The organism is Streptomyces albipurpureus (assembly GCF_023701525.1).
Taxonomy (GTDB): domain Bacteria; phylum Actinomycetota; class Actinomycetes; order Streptomycetales; family Streptomycetaceae; genus Streptomyces; species Streptomyces albipurpureus.
Genome location: NZ_JAMQAW010000030.1, coordinates 62800 through 81539 on the forward strand (window position 1 = coordinate 62800; position 18740 = coordinate 81539).

Consider the following 18740-nt stretch of genomic DNA (forward strand, 5'->3'; position numbering starts at 1 on the left):
ACAACTGCTGTAAAAACAGTTAATGTCAGCCACCCTTGGCGGATTTCGCATCTTTCGCGGCCTGCTTCATTTCCTGCTTGTGGGCGCGCACCTTGGCCAGTGATTCAGGTCCCGTAATATCCGCCGCGGAGCGAAAGGAGTCCTTTTCGCCATATGCACCAGCGGCTTCACGCCACCCTTGTGGCTGTACCCCGTACTGCTTGCCCAGCAGAGCCAGGAAGATCTTGGCTTTCTGTTCGCCGAAACCGGGCAGCGCCTTCAACCGGGCCAACAGGTCGGCCCCACTGTCCACGTCACGCCACACGGCGCTCGGATCTCCCCCGTACTCATCGACGAGGTACTGGCAGAGCACCTGCACCCGCTTGGCCATACTGCTGGGGTAGCGATGGACGGCGGGCTTCTGCTTGAGCAGTTCCGCGAAGGCCTCCGGGTCATAGGTCGCGATCTCGGCGGCGTCGAGGTCATCACCACCCATACGGCTGGCGATGGTGTACGGACCGGAGAACGCCCACTCCATCGGGACCTGTTGATCGAGCAGCATCCCGACGAGCGCGGCGAGCGGACTGCGTCCGAGCAGCTCATCGGCGTCGGGCTGCTGCGCAAGATGGATGGTGGTGCCCTTGGGGCTGTTGGGGCTCATAGCTCGATGATCACCCGGCCCGGGCCTGGCCGCCAGTGAACACGGGGCGAGGTGACCCGGCAACGGCGCCGGGCCCCTCGGACGACCGGGGGCGGCCGATCCTCGGGGCCGAACGGACACCTGAGGGCCGCTGGAGGCCTGCTGGAGGGCCCCAGGGCCCCATCCTCCCGTGGAAGGGAAAGGGCCCCGAGGCAGGGAAAGGGCCCCGAGGCAGGTGGATGGGCCGGTGGGATCACCGGGCGCCCAGCCAGGGAGGCCATGGCGCCGGGCCCGTGGCTACCACCAGGCGCGAGCCACGCCATGGAGCCCGGCCCCAGGTACCCGCACCCCGGACCCGCTGTGGAGCCGGCCTGCGGGGAGGGCACCGTGGAATCCGCCGATGCCTGGCCCGGCGTAGCCGATCGGTCACCGTATGCCTGGCCCGGAGCGTTCGGTACGTCCAGCACATTGCGGTCGCTGCGCGTTGCGGACCGGGGTCACTGTGCGTCGCCAGTAGAGTTACCGTGCGTCGCCGCGCCGGGCTGTCTCCCGGAGTCCCGGACCGTCTCGCGTCGCGAGCCCCCGGGCCCGTACGAGCGCCGCCGCCCGGCCAGGGGTTCCGGTCACCGGCCCCTCGGCCGAACCCCACCCACCGGTTCCGGCCCGCGATGGACTGGCGACACCGACCTGCACAGGGGAAGTGGTGGTCAGCTGCTTGGCGGGACAGACGGGTGGGGTGCGCGTGCTCCCGAGTCAGTCGAAGACATAGGTCGTGCCGAGGATCGCCGCGTGCTCCAGGACGTCCTCCAGCGGATCGTCGATCTGCCCGGTCTGGATGAGCGACACCCGGTGGCCGTTGTGGGAGTTGACGTTGGTCTCGTCCGCGCTCGCGACGGTCGCCGGGAGCATCGACGCCAGGGCTGTCGCACCCAGCACCGTAAGGGAGATTTTGAACCTCATGTCTATTTCGTCCACCTGTTCGTTATGTACATCGTCGAACGGTGTATCCACCTGACCCACTGGAAGGTCACGGCCCCCAACCCATCCAGCGGTTCATTCACCCGTGTGGGCTATCAAGGCACACGGGTGTAGTAAATAACGGTGGTCTCGCACGGGCCGTCGGCGAACAGCTTCAGCACCTCAAGTTCTTCCTTGTCGGTGGTGAGGCCCCAGCGGAGTTTGGTCGCCACCCAGTCCGCGATGTACCGGCACTGCTGGGCGGGTGCGGCGGGAAGCCAACCGCCGAGGTCCCGGTCGGCCCTCTCCCGCTTGCTACGAGCGGTCACCGTGGCCAGGGTCCCCGAGGCGTCCTGATCGTTGGCGAACGCCTCACGCCGCTTGGGGGTCCACTCGGAAGCCCCCGAGCCCCATGCCTCCGCGAGCGGCACGACATGGTCCACCGCCAGGCTGGCCAGTTTGGTCACCGACTGATCGTCGTAGTGCGAGATCCAACGACCGCCGGTCAGCTTGCAGTCGGCGCTGACATCGGGAGCGTCGGCCGCCTCCGCGATGAGCACCTCCTCACGGGCGGTGCAGGCGTCCGCCGTGTCCTTGCCCTTGCTCCAGTGCCGGAAGGCGGTGCTCACATAGCCGCCGCGGTTCTCGTCCATCGTCGGGATGATCGAGATGGCGTCTTCCAGTTGGGCCACCTCCGCGGACGCGGCATAGGCGGGCTGGGCGCCGGTGAAGGGGATGACGGAGATGCCAGAGGTGCCAGGGATTCCGGGAAGGCCGGGGCCGATGGGCAGGCCAGGGACGAGGGGAATGATGGCCAGACTGAGTGTGGTCAGCACTCGTCCAATGCGCTTGTTCATAAACTGACTTATAGCTAACAATCACCTGTTCGCCGGAACTTCCGCGACTAATCCACTCAGATGAGCGGCGATTCCCGGTCACTCGGCAACGGGAAACGGGGGCGGCGTCGTTTCTGACTACCGCCCCCGCCTCAGCTCAACTACTCAGTCGGTTCGCTGTCCTTGCGTTCTCCGAACCGACGGGTACTCCTAAGGCAGCCCCGTATGCAGGGCGTTCATCAGCGTTCCGTTCGGGGTGTCGCCGGACATCTCCCAAACCATCGCCCCCAGCAGCCCCTTCGATCTGACCCACTCGGCCTTCTTCCCGATGGACCAGGCGTCGTCGAAGCTCCACCACTGCCCGCCGTTTCCGGTGTAGCCATAGGTGGATACGGACTGCTCGTCGTGGTAGATGGTCATGTTCGGCAAGCTGGTCAGCAGGTTGTGGTAACCCCTGGTACCGGCCTCTTCGGGGAACTGCCCCGCTGCGGCGCCGTTGGCCGTCTGCCACTCTCCGTTCACTCCGGTGGGACCGCTCGCGACTTCTTTCCAACCTCGCCCATAGAACGGGAAGCCGATCGTCAACTTCCGTGGGCTCACTCCCGCGTCGAGATAGGTCTGGATCGCCCGCTCGATACTGAAGTCGAAGGTGTACGGGTCCTGGGCGTCGCGGCGCAGATTGGCCTGGTGGCCGGCGCGCAGGGGCTCCCAGGAGTTGTCGCTGCCCGCGCCGTGGAAGTCGTACCCCTGGACGTTGGCGAAGTCCAGAGAGTTGAAGATCTTGGAGATGTCCCAGCCTGCCTGGATCTTCGCCGGGTCGGCGGGGGTGAACGCGGTCAGCAGCTTGTGTTCGCCGCCGGTCGCGTCCAACTGCTTGCGGAACTCCGCCAGCAGCGCGGTCAGATTGTCCTTGTCGGCCGGGCCCCAGTGGTTGCCCGCGTGTCCCTCGGACCCGGGCCACTCCCAGTCGATGTCGATGCCGTCGAAGACGCCGGCTCCGGTCCCCGGACCGCCCGCGCCGTTGTAGACCGGCAGATTGCCCTTGATCCAGACGTCGACACAGGACCTGACGAACTTCTCCCGGGAGGCGGGGGTCGCCGCCGCGTCGGCGAAGTACTTGGAGAAGGTCCACCCACCCAGTGAGACCACGAACTTCAGATGGGGGTGCTTGGCCTTGAGCTTCTTGATCTGGTTGAAGTTGCCGCGGAGCTTGCCCCAGCCGTCATCGGCGACACCGTCCACCGACTGTGCGGCCGAGATGGGACGGCCGTAGTCCGCGTCCGCGTCACCGGCTCCGGTGCCTTCGTTCGGGTCCTGGGGATTGCCGGAGATGCCCTTGGTGACGCCGGCCTGGCAGGTGAGGTTCACCGGGTCGACGTTCTCGAAGGCGTAGTTGATGACATCCAGTTTGGCCGCGGCCCCCGAGGTGTCGAGGTTCTTGATGAAGTACTGGCGCCCGTAGAGGCCCCACTGGATGAAGTAGCCGACCTTGTAGTAGTTGCCGGGCCCTGCGACGTCATCGGTGGTGACGGAGAGGGTGTTGGAGGCGGGGGACGAGTTGTCCGCGGTGTCCCGTGCCTTGACGGTGAAGACATAGGCGATCGCCGGTGACAGCCCGGTCACGGTCGTTGAGGTCGTGGGCACCGTCTTGACCAGGGTCGTTCCCTGGAAGACGTCATACGCGGCCACGGCCACATTGTCGGTCGATGCGTTCCAGGCAAGGCTCACGCTGGAGGCCGTTTTCCCGGTGGAGCGCAGATTGCCGGGAGCGGTCGGCGGGGTCGGATCGCTCGCCGGGTCCACCGTCCGCACGGTCAGGGGTGGACTGAGCGCGCCTACATTGCCACGGCTGTCCTTGCCCCGGATGGTGAAGGTGTAGCTCGTCGCCGGAGTCAGTCCCTGCACGGTCGCGTTGAGCGTTGCGGTGGTGGCCACGGTCACACCATTGCTGATGACATCGTACGAGGCGATCGGATAGTCGCCTGCGTTGCCCGCGGGCCAGCTCAGTGAGACGGTACGGGCGGTCACCGAGGTAGCTGTCGGGGCGCCCGGTGCGGTGGGTGGCACATCGGGGGTGCCATCACACTTGTCGCCGTTGACGGTGCAGTTGGTCGGGGTGAAGACCGGGCCGGTGGCCAGGAACCAGTAACTCCAGGGCTCAGTGGTCCCGTTGGCGGGCACGGTCGCGTTGTAGTAGGCGTTCTTGACGGTGACGCGGTTGCCGCTGACCGTCGCATCGCCGTGGTAGTGACCGCCGAGCGTGGTGCCCGCCGGGAGGTCGAAGGCCAGGGTCCAGCCGGTGACGGGGGTGGCTGCGCTGTTGCGGATGATGAACGAGCCACGCCACCAGGAGCCGTGGTTCTGCGTGGTGAAGCTCGCGGTGAGGGTGCCGGCCGCCTGGGCTGGAGAGGCAAGGCCAGTGAGGGTGGCCAGCGGAAGCAGCAGTACGGCGAGGAGGGCGACGACTCTGTGCCAAGTGCGTCTAGGGGTGATTTTGCGTCGGTTGAACATGGCTCTCCCTGAGGGGGTAGGGGTGTGTGGCCGTGCTCAGTCCGTGCTGGGTACTCGCTCGGTTCTTGTGGGGGTGTCGTTCCCGCGGGTCTCGGTCCTCGTTCCCACAGGTCTTGGTCTCGTTCGGGCGGATCTCGTTCGGGCGGGGAGTCGTGGGGGGCTCGGAGGCTCGTGCGGAATCGTCGGGGCTTCTCGTGGTGGAGCGCTCGGTGCCTATGCGTGGGCGGTCGGCTTGCTTCTCGTACGGTTGTTGCTCTCCCAGCGGTTGCTCTTGCGGTGTTGCTCTCCCAGCGGTTGCGCGCGCGGTGGGGTTTGGCACGCGGGGCTCATCCGGCGAGTGCTCGTAGAGCCGGTAGTTCATGAGCTGGTACTCGGTGGGCGGGTGCTCGGTGGGCGGGTGTGAGTTCGGCGGGTGCTCGGGGGCCGGATGCTCGGGGGGCGGGTGTGAGTTCGGCGGGTGTGAGTTCGGCGGGTGTGAGTTTCGCGCGGTTGGAACTCGTGGGTGGACGGGTGGGGGGAGGCCCGACACGGCGTACATGACAACCTTCGACGGTATTTGGTATGGACCAAAGCGGAAGGGGTGCGGGCGTCGGATACCCGACACTGTCGCCTTTCCGCCAGTCAGGCCCGGCAGAGATACATCTGCACCAAATCGACCATTCACTCTCATCACGCCACTCCCACACCCCCGCTCTCCCTCCGGCCCCACTGTGATCGCCTCCTATGGCAACAGCCCCTGCCGTATCTCTTTTCGCTGGAGAAGCCCCCTTCGCGGGCCCCTCTCCCATCCCAGGGCTGACAGAGGTCTGTACCTGTCCCGGTTGGCCGCCCTACCGTCAGTACCCCATCGGCCAGCACCCCAACGGCCTCAGGAGGCGCAGTGACGCGCAGCGCGGACATGGTCGGCGTTCCGGATCGGCGACTGACAGCTCTGGGCATCCCCGCTGATGACGAACACCTCTACCGGGCCCTGTTGATTCGTCCCCGGGCAACGGTCGCCGAACTGGCCGCCGCCACCGGGTGGGAGACGGCCCGAGTCCGCCGCCGCATCCGCTCGCTGGAACAGCGCGAGATGCTCACCCGCCTCACTGGCCGTCCGTTGCGATTCAGCCCCGCGCCTCCGGATGCGGTGGTCGAGGTGCTGGCGCTTCAGCGCCGGGAGGAGATCGAGCGGGCGCGGTTGGCGGCGGCGGTGCTCGGCGATGAGTTCCGGTTGGCAGCGCGGCGGGCCGACGAAGGACCCGCGCTCCATCTGCTCAGCGGGCGGGAACGGGTGGCCCGAAAGGTGGCCTTGATCCAGCGGTCGGCCCAGGAGGAACTACTCGTACTGGACCGACCTCCGTACGCCGTACCGTTCGAACGGGCTCAGGGAGAGGTACGCCGCCGAACGGTCCATGACCACCGGGCGGTGGAGCGACCCGCCCGGTGCGAGGAGAGTCGGACACTGGACGATGTACCGCTGAATCTGGTGATCGCGGACCGTCGGATCGCGCTCGTCGCGTTGGACCCGTCCGGCGATGCGCTCGTTCTGCACCCCTCGGCGCTACTCGATGGGCTGGTGGCCCTGCACGGGCTGCTGTGGGAGCGTTCCCTGCCGCTGTGGCCCGAGAGGAGCCGGCCGACCGATGAACTGTCCGCCGAAGACGCACACTTACTGACCCTGTCGGCCTCCGGGCTCACGGATCAGGCCATCGCGCGCCGTCTTGGGGTGGCGCAGCGGACGGTCGAGCGACGGATGCGCAGGATCATGGACGTTCTGGGGGCGCGAACCCGCTTCCAGGCGGGGCTTCGGGCAGCCCACCGCGGGGTGATCACCGCGGGCTGTAGTGACCGAGGAACATATCCACACCACTGGTGAGCAGCCGCTCGGTGAGATCGTCGTCCATGATCGTGCCGTAGTGGCCGAACACCATGTGCGGGTGGACCAGGAGTGCGTACAGCTGGAGGGTCGCGACCTCCAGATCGGGAATGACCAGCCGGCCCTGGTCGGCCAGGGCTCGCAGGGCGTCCGCGACGACGGGGTGGTGACCGCTGGGGCTGTCCCGGTGCCAGGCTCGCCCCAGTTCGGGGAAGCGATGCAGTTCGGCGGCGACCAGTGTGTGCAGGGCAGCGACCTCGCGGTCATTGCGTACCGCGTCGATCCAGGCGCGAGCGGCTTCGACAAACGCCGGCCGGAGGTCTTCGGCGTCGGCGAGCCGGGCGAGCGGGGCGGCTGAATCCCGCTGTAGGGGCTCATCGAGCGCGCCGGCGACGACGGCGGTGAAGAGCGCTTCCTTGCTGCCGAAGTGGTTGTAGACGGTGACCTTGGAAACCCCCGCCTCGGTAGCGATGGCGTCCATGCCCACGCCGAATCCATCGCGGAGGAAGAGGTCACGGGCGGCCCGGACGATGGCCTCTCGTTTGCGTTCGGCGCGAGGGCCGCCGGGCGCCTGCTTGTCCACGCTCATGGGCAGGAGCCTAATCCACATCTGAACTGAACTGTTGAGTTCATCTGTACTGAACTGTACGGTTCACTTGTCGCCTCCCAGTGGGGCATCGCAAGGAGGCGGGGTGCCCACGACGAGCCCCGCCGGATTTGGAGCAGCCGTGTCCCACGCCCCCGCCCACGAGGAACACCACGGGGAAGAGCATCACCACGATCACGATCACCACCCCGGCCAGGAGCCTCCCCCGACGAACCCGCGCCGCTGGGCAGCCCTGGCACTCATCTGTGTCGCGCAGTTCATGCTGGTGCTCGATGTGACCGTGGTGAATGTGGCGCTGCCCGATATGGCCGCCGATCTCCGTCTCGATCGAGCCACCCTCACCTGGGTGGTGACCGCGTACACCCTCTGCTTCGGCGGACTGATGCTGCTCGGAGGCCGGCTCGCCGACGCCCTCGGCGCCCGTCGCACCCTGCTCGCGGGGCTGATCGTCTTCACCGCCGCGTCCTTGGTCACCGGTCTCGCCGAGAACGCCCCGACGCTGATCGGTGGCCGGATTGCCCAGGGAGTGGGGGCGGCCCTGCTCTCTCCGGCCGCGCTGGCCATCGTGACGACCAGCTTCCACGGCGCCGAACGCAACAAGGCCCTCGGCGCCTGGGCGGCCATCGGCGGCACCGGCTCGGCGGCGGGTGTACTGCTGGGTGGGGCCCTGACCGCGGGGCCGGGATGGCCGTGGGTCTTCTACATCAATGTCCCCATCGGTCTCGCTCTGCTGGTCGCCCTCCCCGCCCTGGTCCCGGCCCGCGCCCCCCGGCCGGCCCGGCTGGACGTCCCGGGCGCGGTACTGGTCACGGCGGCAACCGGGTCGCTGATCTACGGCCTGGTCAGAGCGGGCGACAGCGGGTGGAGCGATCCGCTGACGCTCCTGGCGCTGATCGGCGCCGTGGCGATGTACGGCGGTTTCGCGGTGGTCGAGCGATCGACCCCCGAGCCCCTGATGGATCTTCGGATGCTGACCCGCCGCCCGGTGGTGGCCGGATCGTTTCTGATGCTGGTCGCGACGGCGCTGCTGATCGCGTACTTCTTCCTCAGCTCGGTCTACCTCCAGCACGCGCGCGGCTTCGGTCCGCTGGAAACGGGCCTGGTCTTCCTCCCGGTGGCGGTGGCCGTGGGGCTGGGGGCCCACCTCGGCTCCCGTCTCGTCGGCAGGATCGGCAGCCGGGCGTGTGCGGTGGGCGCGATGGCGCTCGCGGCGGCGGGGAGCGCGTCCCTGACCCTGGTCTCGCAGGATACGAGCGTGTACCTCACGCTGCTGCCGGGGCTGGCGGTCGCCTCACTCGGGGTCGGCGCGGTGTTCGTGACCGCGACCACGACGGCGCTGGCGATGGTGGGCCACGCTGAGGCCGGACTCGCGTCAGGGGTGGTCAACACCTTCCACGAGGTGGGCGGTTCAGTCGGAGTGGCGGTGGTCTCGACGGTGGCCGCGACCGGCATCACCGGCGGCACCTCGGCGGGGTTCACGGACGCCTACACCCTGCTCGCCGTGGTGGCCGGGGTCAGCGCGGCCCTCTGCCTCGCTCTGGTTCCCCGTGGAAAGCCCCAACTGAGCGGGGGCCCGCATGTCCACTGAGGGCCGCGGTACGGACCTGCTGATCAGGGAACTCTGCCTGGCGATCCTGGACGAAGCCTCCCTGTCCCGCGGCAGCCGGAGGGAGCTCAGGGTGACTGGCCTCGGCCGCCACTTCGCGATCCTGGCGGAGGAAGCCCGCCGCTTGGAACGGTCGGAGGAGACCGAGGTCATCTCCTATCTGGAGAAGATCGAGGAGGAGTGGGAACGCCCCTGGCTGGCGGACACCGACAAGACCTGGAGACCCCTCCACCACAGCCTGCTGACCGGCCCCTCCCCCCTCTCCTACGCCATCCTGGGCGGCCGCCCCCTGACGAACGGCCAGCGCTACCTCACCCGCCTGGTGACCCCCGAACAGGTGCGCCAGACATCTGGCGCCCTGGCCGAGGTCGAGGAAGCGTGGCTACGGGAAAGGCTCTCCCAACTGGGCCTGCGAGGAGAGCTGCGCTGGATGTGGGAATCCCTGACGGAGGTACGCGACCTCTTCGCACTGGCGTCGGCCACGGACAGGGCGGTCCTGTTCACCGCCGACGCATAACCGGGGCGGAAGCATGGCGGCTGATCGGCTCCGGCTGAGACATTGCCGTCAACCACCGCCGGCACAAGAAACACCAGGGGCCCCATCGATCTTCTCGATGGGGCCCCTGGCCTGCTGTGCACTCGGCAGGATTCGAACCTGCAACCTTCTGATCCGTAGTCAGATGCTCTATCCGTTAAGCTACGAGTGCTTAGCGTTCCGGTCTTTTTGGGCCGGTCGGCGTTGCGAGAACAACATTACATGACCTGCGCCGCCAGGTGAAATCCGTTAAGCAAACCGCACCTGACCTGCGGAAATACCTTGATCAAGGGTGTCGCGACCACTCGAACCAAGCCTGCGGCGAAGAGTCGGAGGCGGGGGCTGAAGGCCCGTCGCGGGAAACGTCGAAGCCCCGACCACAGGGTCGGGGCTTCGACGATCAAGCTGGCGGAGGCGGAGGGATTTGAACCCTCGATGGGTTTTAAGACCCAAACCGCATTAGCAGTGCGGCGCCATAGACCGGACTAGGCGACGCCTCCAGCACACCCGCCCATAGCGCGCGAGTGGTGTGCAGATGATGACACAGACGAGTGCGGTGTCACCAATCGCTGACCACGGTACTAGGCGTGCGTGCCGCAGGGCAAAGCGCTGGATGTCGGATGGCCGAAGACGGGGTGGATGGCTGTTCACGATTGGCCGCGGTCCGGTTGCGCAACGCCCGGGCGTGCCGAGCGTTAGAAGCGTTGGGGACGCCGGGGCACCCGCCTCGGGCCGGGGACCGTGCGCGGAAGGTCGCGCGAGGGACCCGCGCGAGGACCCTCGCTGGGATCGGTGTCCGGGCAGTGGCCCATCGCCGATGTCGGTGCGGATCATCGCGGACACCGCCCCTCGACCGACTTCCAGGAGCGTCCATGCTGCGCCGCCTCATCCTCACCGCGACCGCCTCCGCCGCCGCGCTAGTCGCCGCCGTACCCGTCGCCGGGGCCACCACCCTGCCCTTTCCGCTGCCGCTGTTCTCGGCTCCGGAGCTGGACCGGCTCACCGTGGTCGTCTCCGAGACGGGCAACACCCGCGCGGATGGCCGGTATGAGCTGAAGTGCGACCCTGCCGGCGGGACGCACCCCGCCGCCGAGCGCGCCTGCACCCGGTTGGATGAGCTTGGTCAAGACGGCAGCGACCCCTTCGCTCCGGTCCCCGAAGGGCAGATGTGCACCCAGCAGTCCGGTGGCCCCGCCACCGCTCGGGTGACCGGAACCTGGCGGGGTAACCCGGTTGATGCCGTGTTCAGCCGCACGGACGGGTGTGAGATCTCTCGCTGGCGAACCATGGAACCCGTACTGCCCAGCACCAGGTGAGAGTGCCGAGGTCACGGCATATACACGAAACCTCAAGCACGCCTCCCCCCGATCCACCGTCCCGCTCTCATCTGCTGCCTTTAGACTCCCTCCAGTGACAGGTTGAGCCCAGAGAGCAAGATGGGAACTGGCTGTCCCTTACACACGCTGTAGGTCAGGGAGGAACCGTCGTCGTGAGCAGCAGGCCATCCCGAGGCGCTGCTCGCCTCGCGGCAATACTCGACGCACTCCCCGACGGCTTGGTGCTCGTCAACTGCAACGGCACAGTCGTCAACGCCAACACCATCGCCCTTGAGCTCTTTGAGACTCCGGGCACCGCGCTCGTCGGGCGCGGGCTGCTTGATCTGCTGCCCGCGTTCGACTCTCGGCTGATCCCCGGTTCGATGCGCCGCCCTGAGGCGGCGGACGAGCGGGGGCGCACCAAGCCGACACGGATGGTCGCCCGCCGTACGGACGGCAGCGAGTTCCCCGTAGAGGTGACCAGCGCCAGCCTTGAGGACGGACGCAAGGCGTACGACACGTACAGCGGTGGCTTCACCGGCGACGAGTTGCTGATGCTCGTCCTGCGGGATCTGTCCGGGACGGTGGACACCGAGGCCGAACTGGCCCGTTCGCAGCGCCAGACCGAGATGATCCTGCGGGCCGCCGCCGAGGGCGTGGTCGGTACGGACACCGACGGCCGGGTCGTGCTGGTCAACCCGGCCGCCGCGCAAATCCTCGGCTTCCGCGCCAGTGACCTCGGTGGCCAGGAGCTGCACCCGCTGATCCTGCACTCGCGGGAGGACGGCAAGCCCTTCCCGTACGCGGAGTCGCCGCTGGCGGACACCCTGAAGTCCGGCCGCAAGCACCGGGTGCGAGGCCAGGTGCTGTGGGCGAAGAACGGCGCGCGGGTACCGGTGGATCTGACGACGGCGCCGGTGCGCGACGGGGATCAGCTCGTCGGTGCCGTGATGACCTTCACCGACCGGCGCCCGTATGAGGAGCTGGAGAAGAGCCACGCCGAGGAACTCGACAGCACCATCGAGCGGCTGAACAAGGAACTGGCGGAGACCACCGAACGCCTGACCGCCGAACTGGCGGACAAGGCCGAGCGGTACACCTCCGAGATCGAGCGGCGCGATGAGCGCTATCTGGAGCTGGGGGCCAGTCATGAGCAGCTGACGGCGGTGCTCGGTGGCTCGCTGCGCGGGCCGCTGGAGGAGCTCCGCTCCGAACTGGGCACGCTCGCCGCCGATCCGGCGGGGCAGCTCTGGCCGGAGGCCAACCAGATCCTGCACCATCTGGCCGCCGGATACGCCCGGATGACGACACTCATCGACAATGTGCTCGGCTTCCAGCGTCTCGACACGGGGGTGGAGCAGCTCTACAAGGCCAAGGCTCAGCTCGATGCGGTGGTCGCCGCCGGAGTTGAGGGTGCGGTGGAGCTGATCGGCCCTGGCCGGGTGCAGTTCGCCGTGCATGCACCGCCGATAGAGGTCGAGGTGGACGGGGGCCGGCTGGCGACGGCGCTGGCGCATCTGGTCGCCGATGTGGCCGGGGTGGATTCCACCGGCAAGACGCGGCTGCTGCCGGACGGCGGCTATGTGGACTCCACCATCGTCGTCGCGGCGGCGCAGCGCGGCGAGGTCGTACGGATCGAGGTGCGGGGCCCGTTCACCGGGGGCGATCCGGTGCACCAGCCGATTGTGCGCGGGATCGTCCAGGCGCACGGCGGGGTGCTCCAGACACACGAGGTGCCGGGCACCAGTGGCAGTGCGTACGTCCTTGAGGTGCCGTTGGGCGAGGGCGCGGGAGTCGTACCGCTCGCTCCCGCACCGGACGTCGTGGCTCCGGTCGACGGTGGCACCGCCGGTGACGGGATCGTCCTGCCGGAGCAGCTCGGGTCCCCGGAGACATTGGGCGGCGGCCGACGGCGCGCCCGCAGGGGCTCCACGGACGCCTTCTTGGAGAGCCCCGTCGCTTCCCAGAGCACCGGGGAGTCCCCGCCGACACCGCCCACGGGACGGCGAAGGGCCCATACGGATGAGCTCCAGCCGGGGGGTGGCGGGCAGGACCTGATCCCGGCCCAGGACTCCGGCGGCACCGGGGGAGCCCGTGCCGGCGTCGCGGACGGCCGCTCCGGTACGCAGGGGGACGGTACGGGGCGACGGCGCGGACGGCCCAGCCCCACCGATTCGCCCGTCGCGGTTACCGCGGGCACGGGTAAGCCCACCGAGGGTTCCGTGGTCACGGCGGCGGAAGGCGCGGCGGCGACCGGTCGTCCCGCACGTGGTCAGACGGTGCCTCCGCAGGGTGTGCCCGTCGATCCCCAGGGGTTGGGCCAGCGCGGACACCAAGGTGTGATGCATGAGTTGCCCGCCGGCTCGCAGCTGCCGGCGCGGCAACTGCCGAGCGCCGCCGATGCTCAGGCGAGCGGACGAAGGGCGCGTCGCGCACTGGCTCCCGCTCCCGCCGAGACCGGGGGGGCTTCCGCGCAGGAGGCGGGCCGTTCGGCCTTCGCCCTGCCGCCGGCCCAGGCCGATCGCGTACCGCCCAGGACAGGGCAGGCTGACACCTCCCCGGCCGCTCAGCACGATCTCGTACGCGCCGAACCCGGCGCCGATCACACGCCACCGCAGCAGCATCCGCTGCCGACCGGGCGGCGAAGGGCCGCCGATCTGACGCAGCCCCAGGGATGGGACGAGCGGGGGACGGCCGGGGCCGGTTCCGCAGCCGTATCCGCCGACGATGCGACCGGCCAGCACATGGCGACCTCGGACGAGGCCGCTCCTGGAGAGGGTCCACGGGCGGGCTCGGAATCCGGTCAGGACGCCGGTTCCCTCGCCCTGCCGATGCCCAACTTCGCGGCCCTGAGGGGAGCGTCGAGCGGAGCCGGCAACGACCCCATGGGTGCGCCCCGATCGGGATCGCAGCACGCTGGGCACACGCATTCCGCCGGATCTCAGCCGACACCCCAGTCCACCGGGTCCCAGCATGTGGCGCCCCACTCCCCGGGGCCCAAGTCCATTGCCCAACCACTGCCCGCCGAGGCGCCGCTGCCGGCTGACGCCTCGCAGGGCCGGGCGTTCAGCGTGCGCACGCTCGGGCAGGGTGCGCCCCTGGCTCAGCAGATCGCCGACGCCGAGCAGCAGCAGTCCGAGGCCAAGGCCCACTCCGACAAACAGGGCGGCCAGGCGTCTGGCTCCGGCCGTCGCCGCAAGCTGGGTACGCCATCCGAGGGTGAGCGGCCGGAGGCATCCGCCCGGCCGCATCCCCAGCTCCAGCCGCCCATCCCGGCGCAGCCCGGAGCGCGAAGGCCCATCGAGCGGTCGGAGGGGCGGGCGTACGCCATAGGAGCACCCGACGAGGGTGCTGAGGGGCCCGAGCCGCTGGACGGCCCGGGTGGGGCCATTGAGGTGGCGAACCGTCCGCATCCGCAGCCCGTGGACGATGAGCTGCCACCCGAGCCGTTGGACAACCCCCGGCGGTTGCTGGTGTGGCCCGCGCCTGATGTCTCCACCCAGCAGGCGCTCAGCGAGCGGGGCTACCGCCCTGTCGTCGTGCACTCGCGCGAGGAGGTGGACGCGCAGATCGCGGCCTTCCCGGCGGCGCTCTTCGTCGATCCGCTGACCGGTCCGATCACCCGTACCGCGCTGCAGTCCCTGCGTCAGGCAGCCGTGGCCGCCGAGGTACCCGTGTTGGTGACGGCGGGGCTGGGCCAGGCGACGAGGGAAGCGGCCTATGGCGCCGATCCGGCCATCCTGCTCAAGGCGCTGGCGCCGCGCGACAGTGAGCAGCATCCCCCGCGGGTGCTGTTGATCGAGGAGCATGAGGAGATCGCTCTCGCGCTCACCGCGACCCTGGAGCGGCGGGGGATGCAGGTTGCCCGCGCGGGCGCGGACACGGACGCCGTCATGCTCGCTTCTCAGACGCGACCGAATCTGGTGGTCATGGATCTGATGCAGATCCGCCGTCGAAGGGCGGGGATCATTGACTGGCTGCGGGCGAACGGTCAACTGAATCGGACTCCTCTGGTCGTCTACACCTCGGCGGGTCTCAATCGGGCGGATCTGCCGCGGCTCTCTTCGGGGGAGACAGTGCTCTTCCTTGCCGAGCGCTCCACCAGTAGCGAGGTGCAGGCACGCATCGTGGATCTACTGGCGAAGATCGGAACGAACTGACCTACTGGTGATGGCTGGTGATGGCTGGTGATGGCTGGTGAGAATCGGTTCGGGCCGGGTCCGCCCAGAGCGGGGCCGCGAGGGATCGGTTCGACTCCCCGACAGGGCAAGGCAGGCGTCCGCAGGCCTCGCTCAGGGCCTGAGGACCCGCAAGGGGCTTGTCTCGCCGCATCGGGGCAGCTCTGAGTAAGCCGGGGAGGATGGGGAGGGCTGGGATAGGGGGCCGAGGCAGCAAGCCCTCTTGGACCCGCGGTCCCGCCCGGAACAGCATGGATGCGGGTGCGTCTGGGCTGTGCTGATCGCCCGCGGGCCTGTCAGCCCACCGAACTGCCGTCCTGACCAGGAGGAGCAGACCTGACTGCCGCTCCCCGGCCGGGCTCGGTAGGACCGATCGTCGACCGGGCAGGCGCAAGCGACGGCGGCGGCGTCAGCCGCAGCGATGTATTCCGTACTGATCTGTCGCCCGTGGGGTGTCCCATGGGCGCTCCGGTCGGATGTCCATGTTCTGAAGAGTAGAGGCAGCCACTGACATCGAGACTCGAACGTGGGTTCCGGTGGTCGTGGCACGGGCGCTGACCGACGCAACCGGCCCCCGCGGGCAAAGCGCGGGGGCCGGTCAGTCCGTCCCAGGCTCTGGGAGGCGCGGTTCTACGCCTCGGTGACGTCCAACTCGCCGTCCGCGTACTGCTTGCGGATCACCTTCTTGTCGAACTTGCCCACACTCGTCTTCGGCACCACGGAAATCACCGACCAGCGCTCCGGGAGTTGCCACTTGGGGATGGTCTCGGAGAGGAACGCCTTCAACTCCCCGTACCCCGCGGTGGAACCTTCCTTCAGCACGACCGTCGCCAGCGGGCGCTCGCCCCACTTCTCGTCCGGAACCGCCACCACCGCGGCTTCGGTCACCTCGGGGTGGGCCATCAGCGCATTCTCCAACTGGACACTGGAGATCCATTCCCCACCGGACTTGATCACGTCCTTCGCCCGGTCGGTGAGGGTCAGATAGCCGTCCGGGCTGATGACACCCACATCGCCCGTCTTCAGCCAGCCGTCCGCGCTGAACTTGTCCGCGGGCCGGAAGTCCTCGCCGCCCGCGCCCCCGTAGTACGAACCAGCGATCCAGGGTCCACGGACCTCCAGCTCACCGGCCGACTCCCCGTCCCACGGTAGAAACTCATCGGCGGGTCCGACCAATCGCGCTTCGACACCCGCCGGGAACCGGCCCTGGGTGATCCGGTAGGGCCACTCCTCGTCGGCGGTCAGCCCGGCCGGGGGGTGGGACATCGTGCCGAGGGGCGAGGTCTCCGTCATGCCCCAGGCATGGCAGAGGCGGACGCCGAGTTTGTCGTATGCCTCCATCAGCGCGGGCGGACAGGCCGCACCACCGATGGTGACCTGCTTCATGGAGCTGATGTCACGCGGATTCGCGGTGACTTCGGCCAGCAGCCCCTGCCAGATGGTGGGGACGGCCGCGGCGTGAGTGGGTTTCTCGCGCTCGATCATCTCCGCGAGCGGCGCAGGCTGGAGGAAACGGTCCGGCATCAGCATGTTGATGCCGGTCATAAACGTGGCGGTCGGCAGTCCCCAGGCGTTCACATGGAACTGCGGCACCACCACCAGCGAAGTGTCATGGTTGGTCAGGCCCATCGATTCGGCCATGTTGACCTGCATCGAATGCAGATAGATGGACCGGTGGGAGTAGACCACGCCCTTGGGGTCCCCCGTGGTGCCGGAGGTGTAGCACATGGCGGCGGCGGCACGCTCATCCAACTCGGGCCAGTCGTAGCTGGTCGGGCGCCCGGCAATCAGCTCTTCGTACTCGTGTACCCGCGCGTCGGCATCGGCGAGTAGCGCGCGGTCCCCCGGGCCCGAGACGACGATGTGCTCGATCGTCGGCAGGTGCGGAAGGAGCGGTGCCAGCAGGGGCAGCAGGGTGCCGTTGACGATAACGGCTCGGTCCGCGGCGTGATTGACGATCCAGACGAGTTGCTCGGCCGGCAGCCGGAGGTTGAGGGTATGGAGGACGGCGCCCATGGAGGGGATCGCAAGATACGCCTCGACATGCTCAGCGTTGTTCCACATCAGGGTCGCCACTCGCTGGTCAGCGTCGATGCCGAATTCATCACGAAGCGCATTGGCCAGCTGCGTCGCCCGATCACCGATCTCAGCAAAGCTGCGGCGGTGTGGTTCGGGCTCTCCGGTCCACGTCGTGACCTGCGACTTTCCATGGATCGTCATTCCGTGACGCAAGATTCGGGTGACTGTCAGCGGTATGTCCTGCATGGTGCTCAGCACGGCGTCCTCCCGGTGGGCGCTAGCGCTACATGGCAGTAAGGATGAGCAGATTCTGCGCACACGGCATTTGGTATGTCACTACCCCCGGGTAGGTGTTTCGGCGGGGGCCCTGGAGGGCAGCGTGCGGCTTCCACTGTGGGGCCTGCCACGCATGTTGCGCGACCGGGACGAGTGCATCTGACACGACCGACCACTACGGCATCGGACCACCGGGACGACCGGAGCTGGCAGGGCTTCGGTGGGTCGCGATGCTGCACAACGATGTCAGCGTTCCGCGGGACAGCGGACGGATGTAACACAGCAGACGGATGTGGAACGGCAGACGGACGCGGGACAACGGACGAATGTGGAACAGCGGACGGATGTGAGACAGCGGACGGATGTGAGACAGCGGACGGATGACTGTGGAACGGGTCGGCCAGGAGAAGGACCCGACCAGGAAACGGATGGCTACGGATGACTACGGATGGCTAGGAACGGACCAGTGATGGAACGGGTCCGTCGGGAAACGGATCGACAGCGGTTGCGGAGAGAGCCTCAGTGGGTCTCGCGGCCCACAGGTCCTCGCAGGTAATCGCAGGTAATCGCAGGTCAGTGCCAGGATATGGGGCAGGCGACCGCCTCAGTGGGTACGAAGGGGCGATGGGCGTGAGTCAGCGCACCGGGGCCAGCTCAGAGTCCTCCCGGAGCTTGCCCAGTGCCCTGGAGACCGCGCTCTTGACCGTACCGACGGACACCCCGAGGACCTCGGCGGTCTGGGCCTCACTGAGATCCTCGTAGTAGCGGAGGACGACCATGGCGCGCTGCCGGTCGGGCAGCTTCATCACGGCGCGCCACATCGCATCTCGGAGGGCCTGCTGCTCCGCAGGGTCCGGCGCGGGCACGACATCGGGCTCGGGCATCTCATCGCAAGCGAATTCGTCCACCTTGCGCTTGCGCCACTGCGAGGTACGGGTGTTCAGCAGCGCCCGACGGACATAGCCGTCGAGTGCACGATGGTCCTCGATCCGCTCCCAGGCGACATAGGTCTTGGTGAGCGCGGTTTGAAGGAGGTCCTCCGCGTCACTCGGGTTGGCGGTGAGCGAGCGTGCCGTGCGCAGCAGTACGGGCCCCCGCGCCCTTACATACGACGAGAACGACGAATAGCGCGCATAGGTCGCATACCGTGCGTCGGCTCCATACGACGGAGGCACCGGCACGGCAGCCCTCGAAGCGCTTGTGCAGACTGGCGTGGTCATGGGTCCACGCTAGAAGTGGGTGCTACTCCGGGGGATCGGCCACAGGTCTTGAAGGCATGTCCGCCTCAGGTTGTACTGGTGGGCCCCGGGCCACCTCCTGTAGGTGGAGGAGACCCTCAGAGCAGATGACCCGATTCTCGGGGCCCGCTCAGGGACGGTGCGTCTTCGTCTGCCGGCGCTCAGACCCGCGCTCACCTTGGAA

General features: G+C 68.2%; 12 protein-coding genes and 2 tRNA genes. 5 read left to right on the forward strand and 9 right to left on the reverse strand.

Going from position 1 to position 18740, the window contains the following annotated elements; all coding sequences use genetic code 11:
- Positions 1-25 precede the first annotated feature (25 nt).
- From NBG84_RS24400 to NBG84_RS24415, 4 genes are all read right to left on the reverse strand, one after another.
- Complete coding sequence (locus NBG84_RS24400; protein ID WP_250921724.1) at positions 26-640, reverse strand: HhH-GPD-type base excision DNA repair protein; 615 nt, start codon at positions 638-640, stop codon at positions 26-28.
- Between the two features lie 732 nt (positions 641-1372).
- Positions 1373-1579: a hypothetical protein gene (locus tag NBG84_RS24405; RefSeq protein WP_250921725.1), complete on the reverse strand. Its 207-nt coding sequence runs from the start codon at positions 1577-1579 to the stop codon at positions 1373-1375.
- A gap of 113 nt (positions 1580-1692) precedes the next feature.
- On the reverse strand, positions 1693-2433 hold the full coding sequence (locus NBG84_RS24410; RefSeq protein WP_250921726.1) for an HNH endonuclease family protein: 741 nt from the start codon (positions 2431-2433) through the stop codon (positions 1693-1695).
- 189 nt (positions 2434-2622) lie between these two features.
- Positions 2623-4923, reverse strand: coding sequence for a glycosyl hydrolase family 18 protein (locus tag NBG84_RS24415; protein WP_250921727.1), 2301 nt, complete (start codon positions 4921-4923; stop codon positions 2623-2625).
- 880 nt (positions 4924-5803) lie between these two features.
- Here NBG84_RS24415 and NBG84_RS24420 point away from each other — a divergent pair.
- Positions 5804-6781, forward strand: coding sequence for a helix-turn-helix domain-containing protein (locus NBG84_RS24420; RefSeq protein ID WP_250921728.1), 978 nt, complete (start codon positions 5804-5806; stop codon positions 6779-6781).
- On the opposite strand, the gene NBG84_RS24425 is transcribed toward NBG84_RS24420, so the two are convergent.
- Positions 6735-7370, reverse strand: a complete 636-nt coding sequence (locus NBG84_RS24425) for a TetR/AcrR family transcriptional regulator (protein WP_250921729.1) — start codon at positions 7368-7370, stop codon at positions 6735-6737. The genes NBG84_RS24420 and NBG84_RS24425 overlap by 47 nt on opposite strands.
- A 250-nt stretch (positions 7371-7620) precedes the next feature.
- Between NBG84_RS24425 and NBG84_RS24430 the strand changes: the two genes are divergently transcribed.
- Positions 7621-8976 carry an MFS transporter gene (locus NBG84_RS24430; RefSeq protein WP_285367595.1) on the forward strand — a complete coding sequence of 452 codons (1356 nt, stop codon included), beginning with the start codon at positions 7621-7623 and terminating at the stop codon, positions 8974-8976.
- On the forward strand, positions 8966-9511 hold the full coding sequence (locus tag NBG84_RS24435; RefSeq protein ID WP_250921730.1) for a DUF1877 family protein: 546 nt from the start codon (positions 8966-8968) through the stop codon (positions 9509-9511). Before NBG84_RS24430 ends, NBG84_RS24435 begins: the two co-directional genes overlap by 11 nt.
- Positions 9512-9628: 117 nt before the next feature.
- On the opposite strand, the gene NBG84_RS24440 is transcribed toward NBG84_RS24435, so the two are convergent.
- A tRNA-Arg gene (locus NBG84_RS24440) sits at positions 9629-9701 on the reverse strand.
- Between the two features lie 234 nt (positions 9702-9935).
- A tRNA-Ser gene (locus NBG84_RS24445) sits at positions 9936-10029 on the reverse strand.
- 372 nt (positions 10030-10401) lie between these two features.
- On the opposite strand from NBG84_RS24445, the gene NBG84_RS24450 reads away from it, so the two are divergent.
- Positions 10402-10845, forward strand: coding sequence for an SSI family serine proteinase inhibitor (locus tag NBG84_RS24450; protein ID WP_250921731.1), 444 nt, complete (start codon positions 10402-10404; stop codon positions 10843-10845).
- 173 nt (positions 10846-11018) lie between these two features.
- Positions 11019-15005 (forward strand): PAS domain-containing protein, encoded by a 3987-nt coding sequence (locus NBG84_RS24455; protein WP_250921732.1) that lies wholly within the window; start codon positions 11019-11021, stop codon positions 15003-15005.
- Between the two features lie 648 nt (positions 15006-15653).
- On the opposite strand, the gene NBG84_RS24460 is transcribed toward NBG84_RS24455, so the two are convergent.
- Together NBG84_RS24460 and NBG84_RS24465 are read right to left on the reverse strand one after the other, a co-directional pair.
- Positions 15654-17300, reverse strand: a complete 1647-nt coding sequence (locus NBG84_RS24460; protein ID WP_250921733.1) for a long-chain fatty acid--CoA ligase — start codon at positions 17298-17300, stop codon at positions 15654-15656.
- Positions 17301-17953: 653 nt separating this feature from the next.
- The gene (locus NBG84_RS24465; RefSeq protein WP_250921734.1) at positions 17954-18538 is read right to left on the reverse strand and encodes a SigE family RNA polymerase sigma factor; all 585 of its coding nucleotides are present in this window, start codon (positions 18536-18538) and stop codon (positions 17954-17956) included.
- Positions 18539-18740 lie beyond the last annotated feature (202 nt).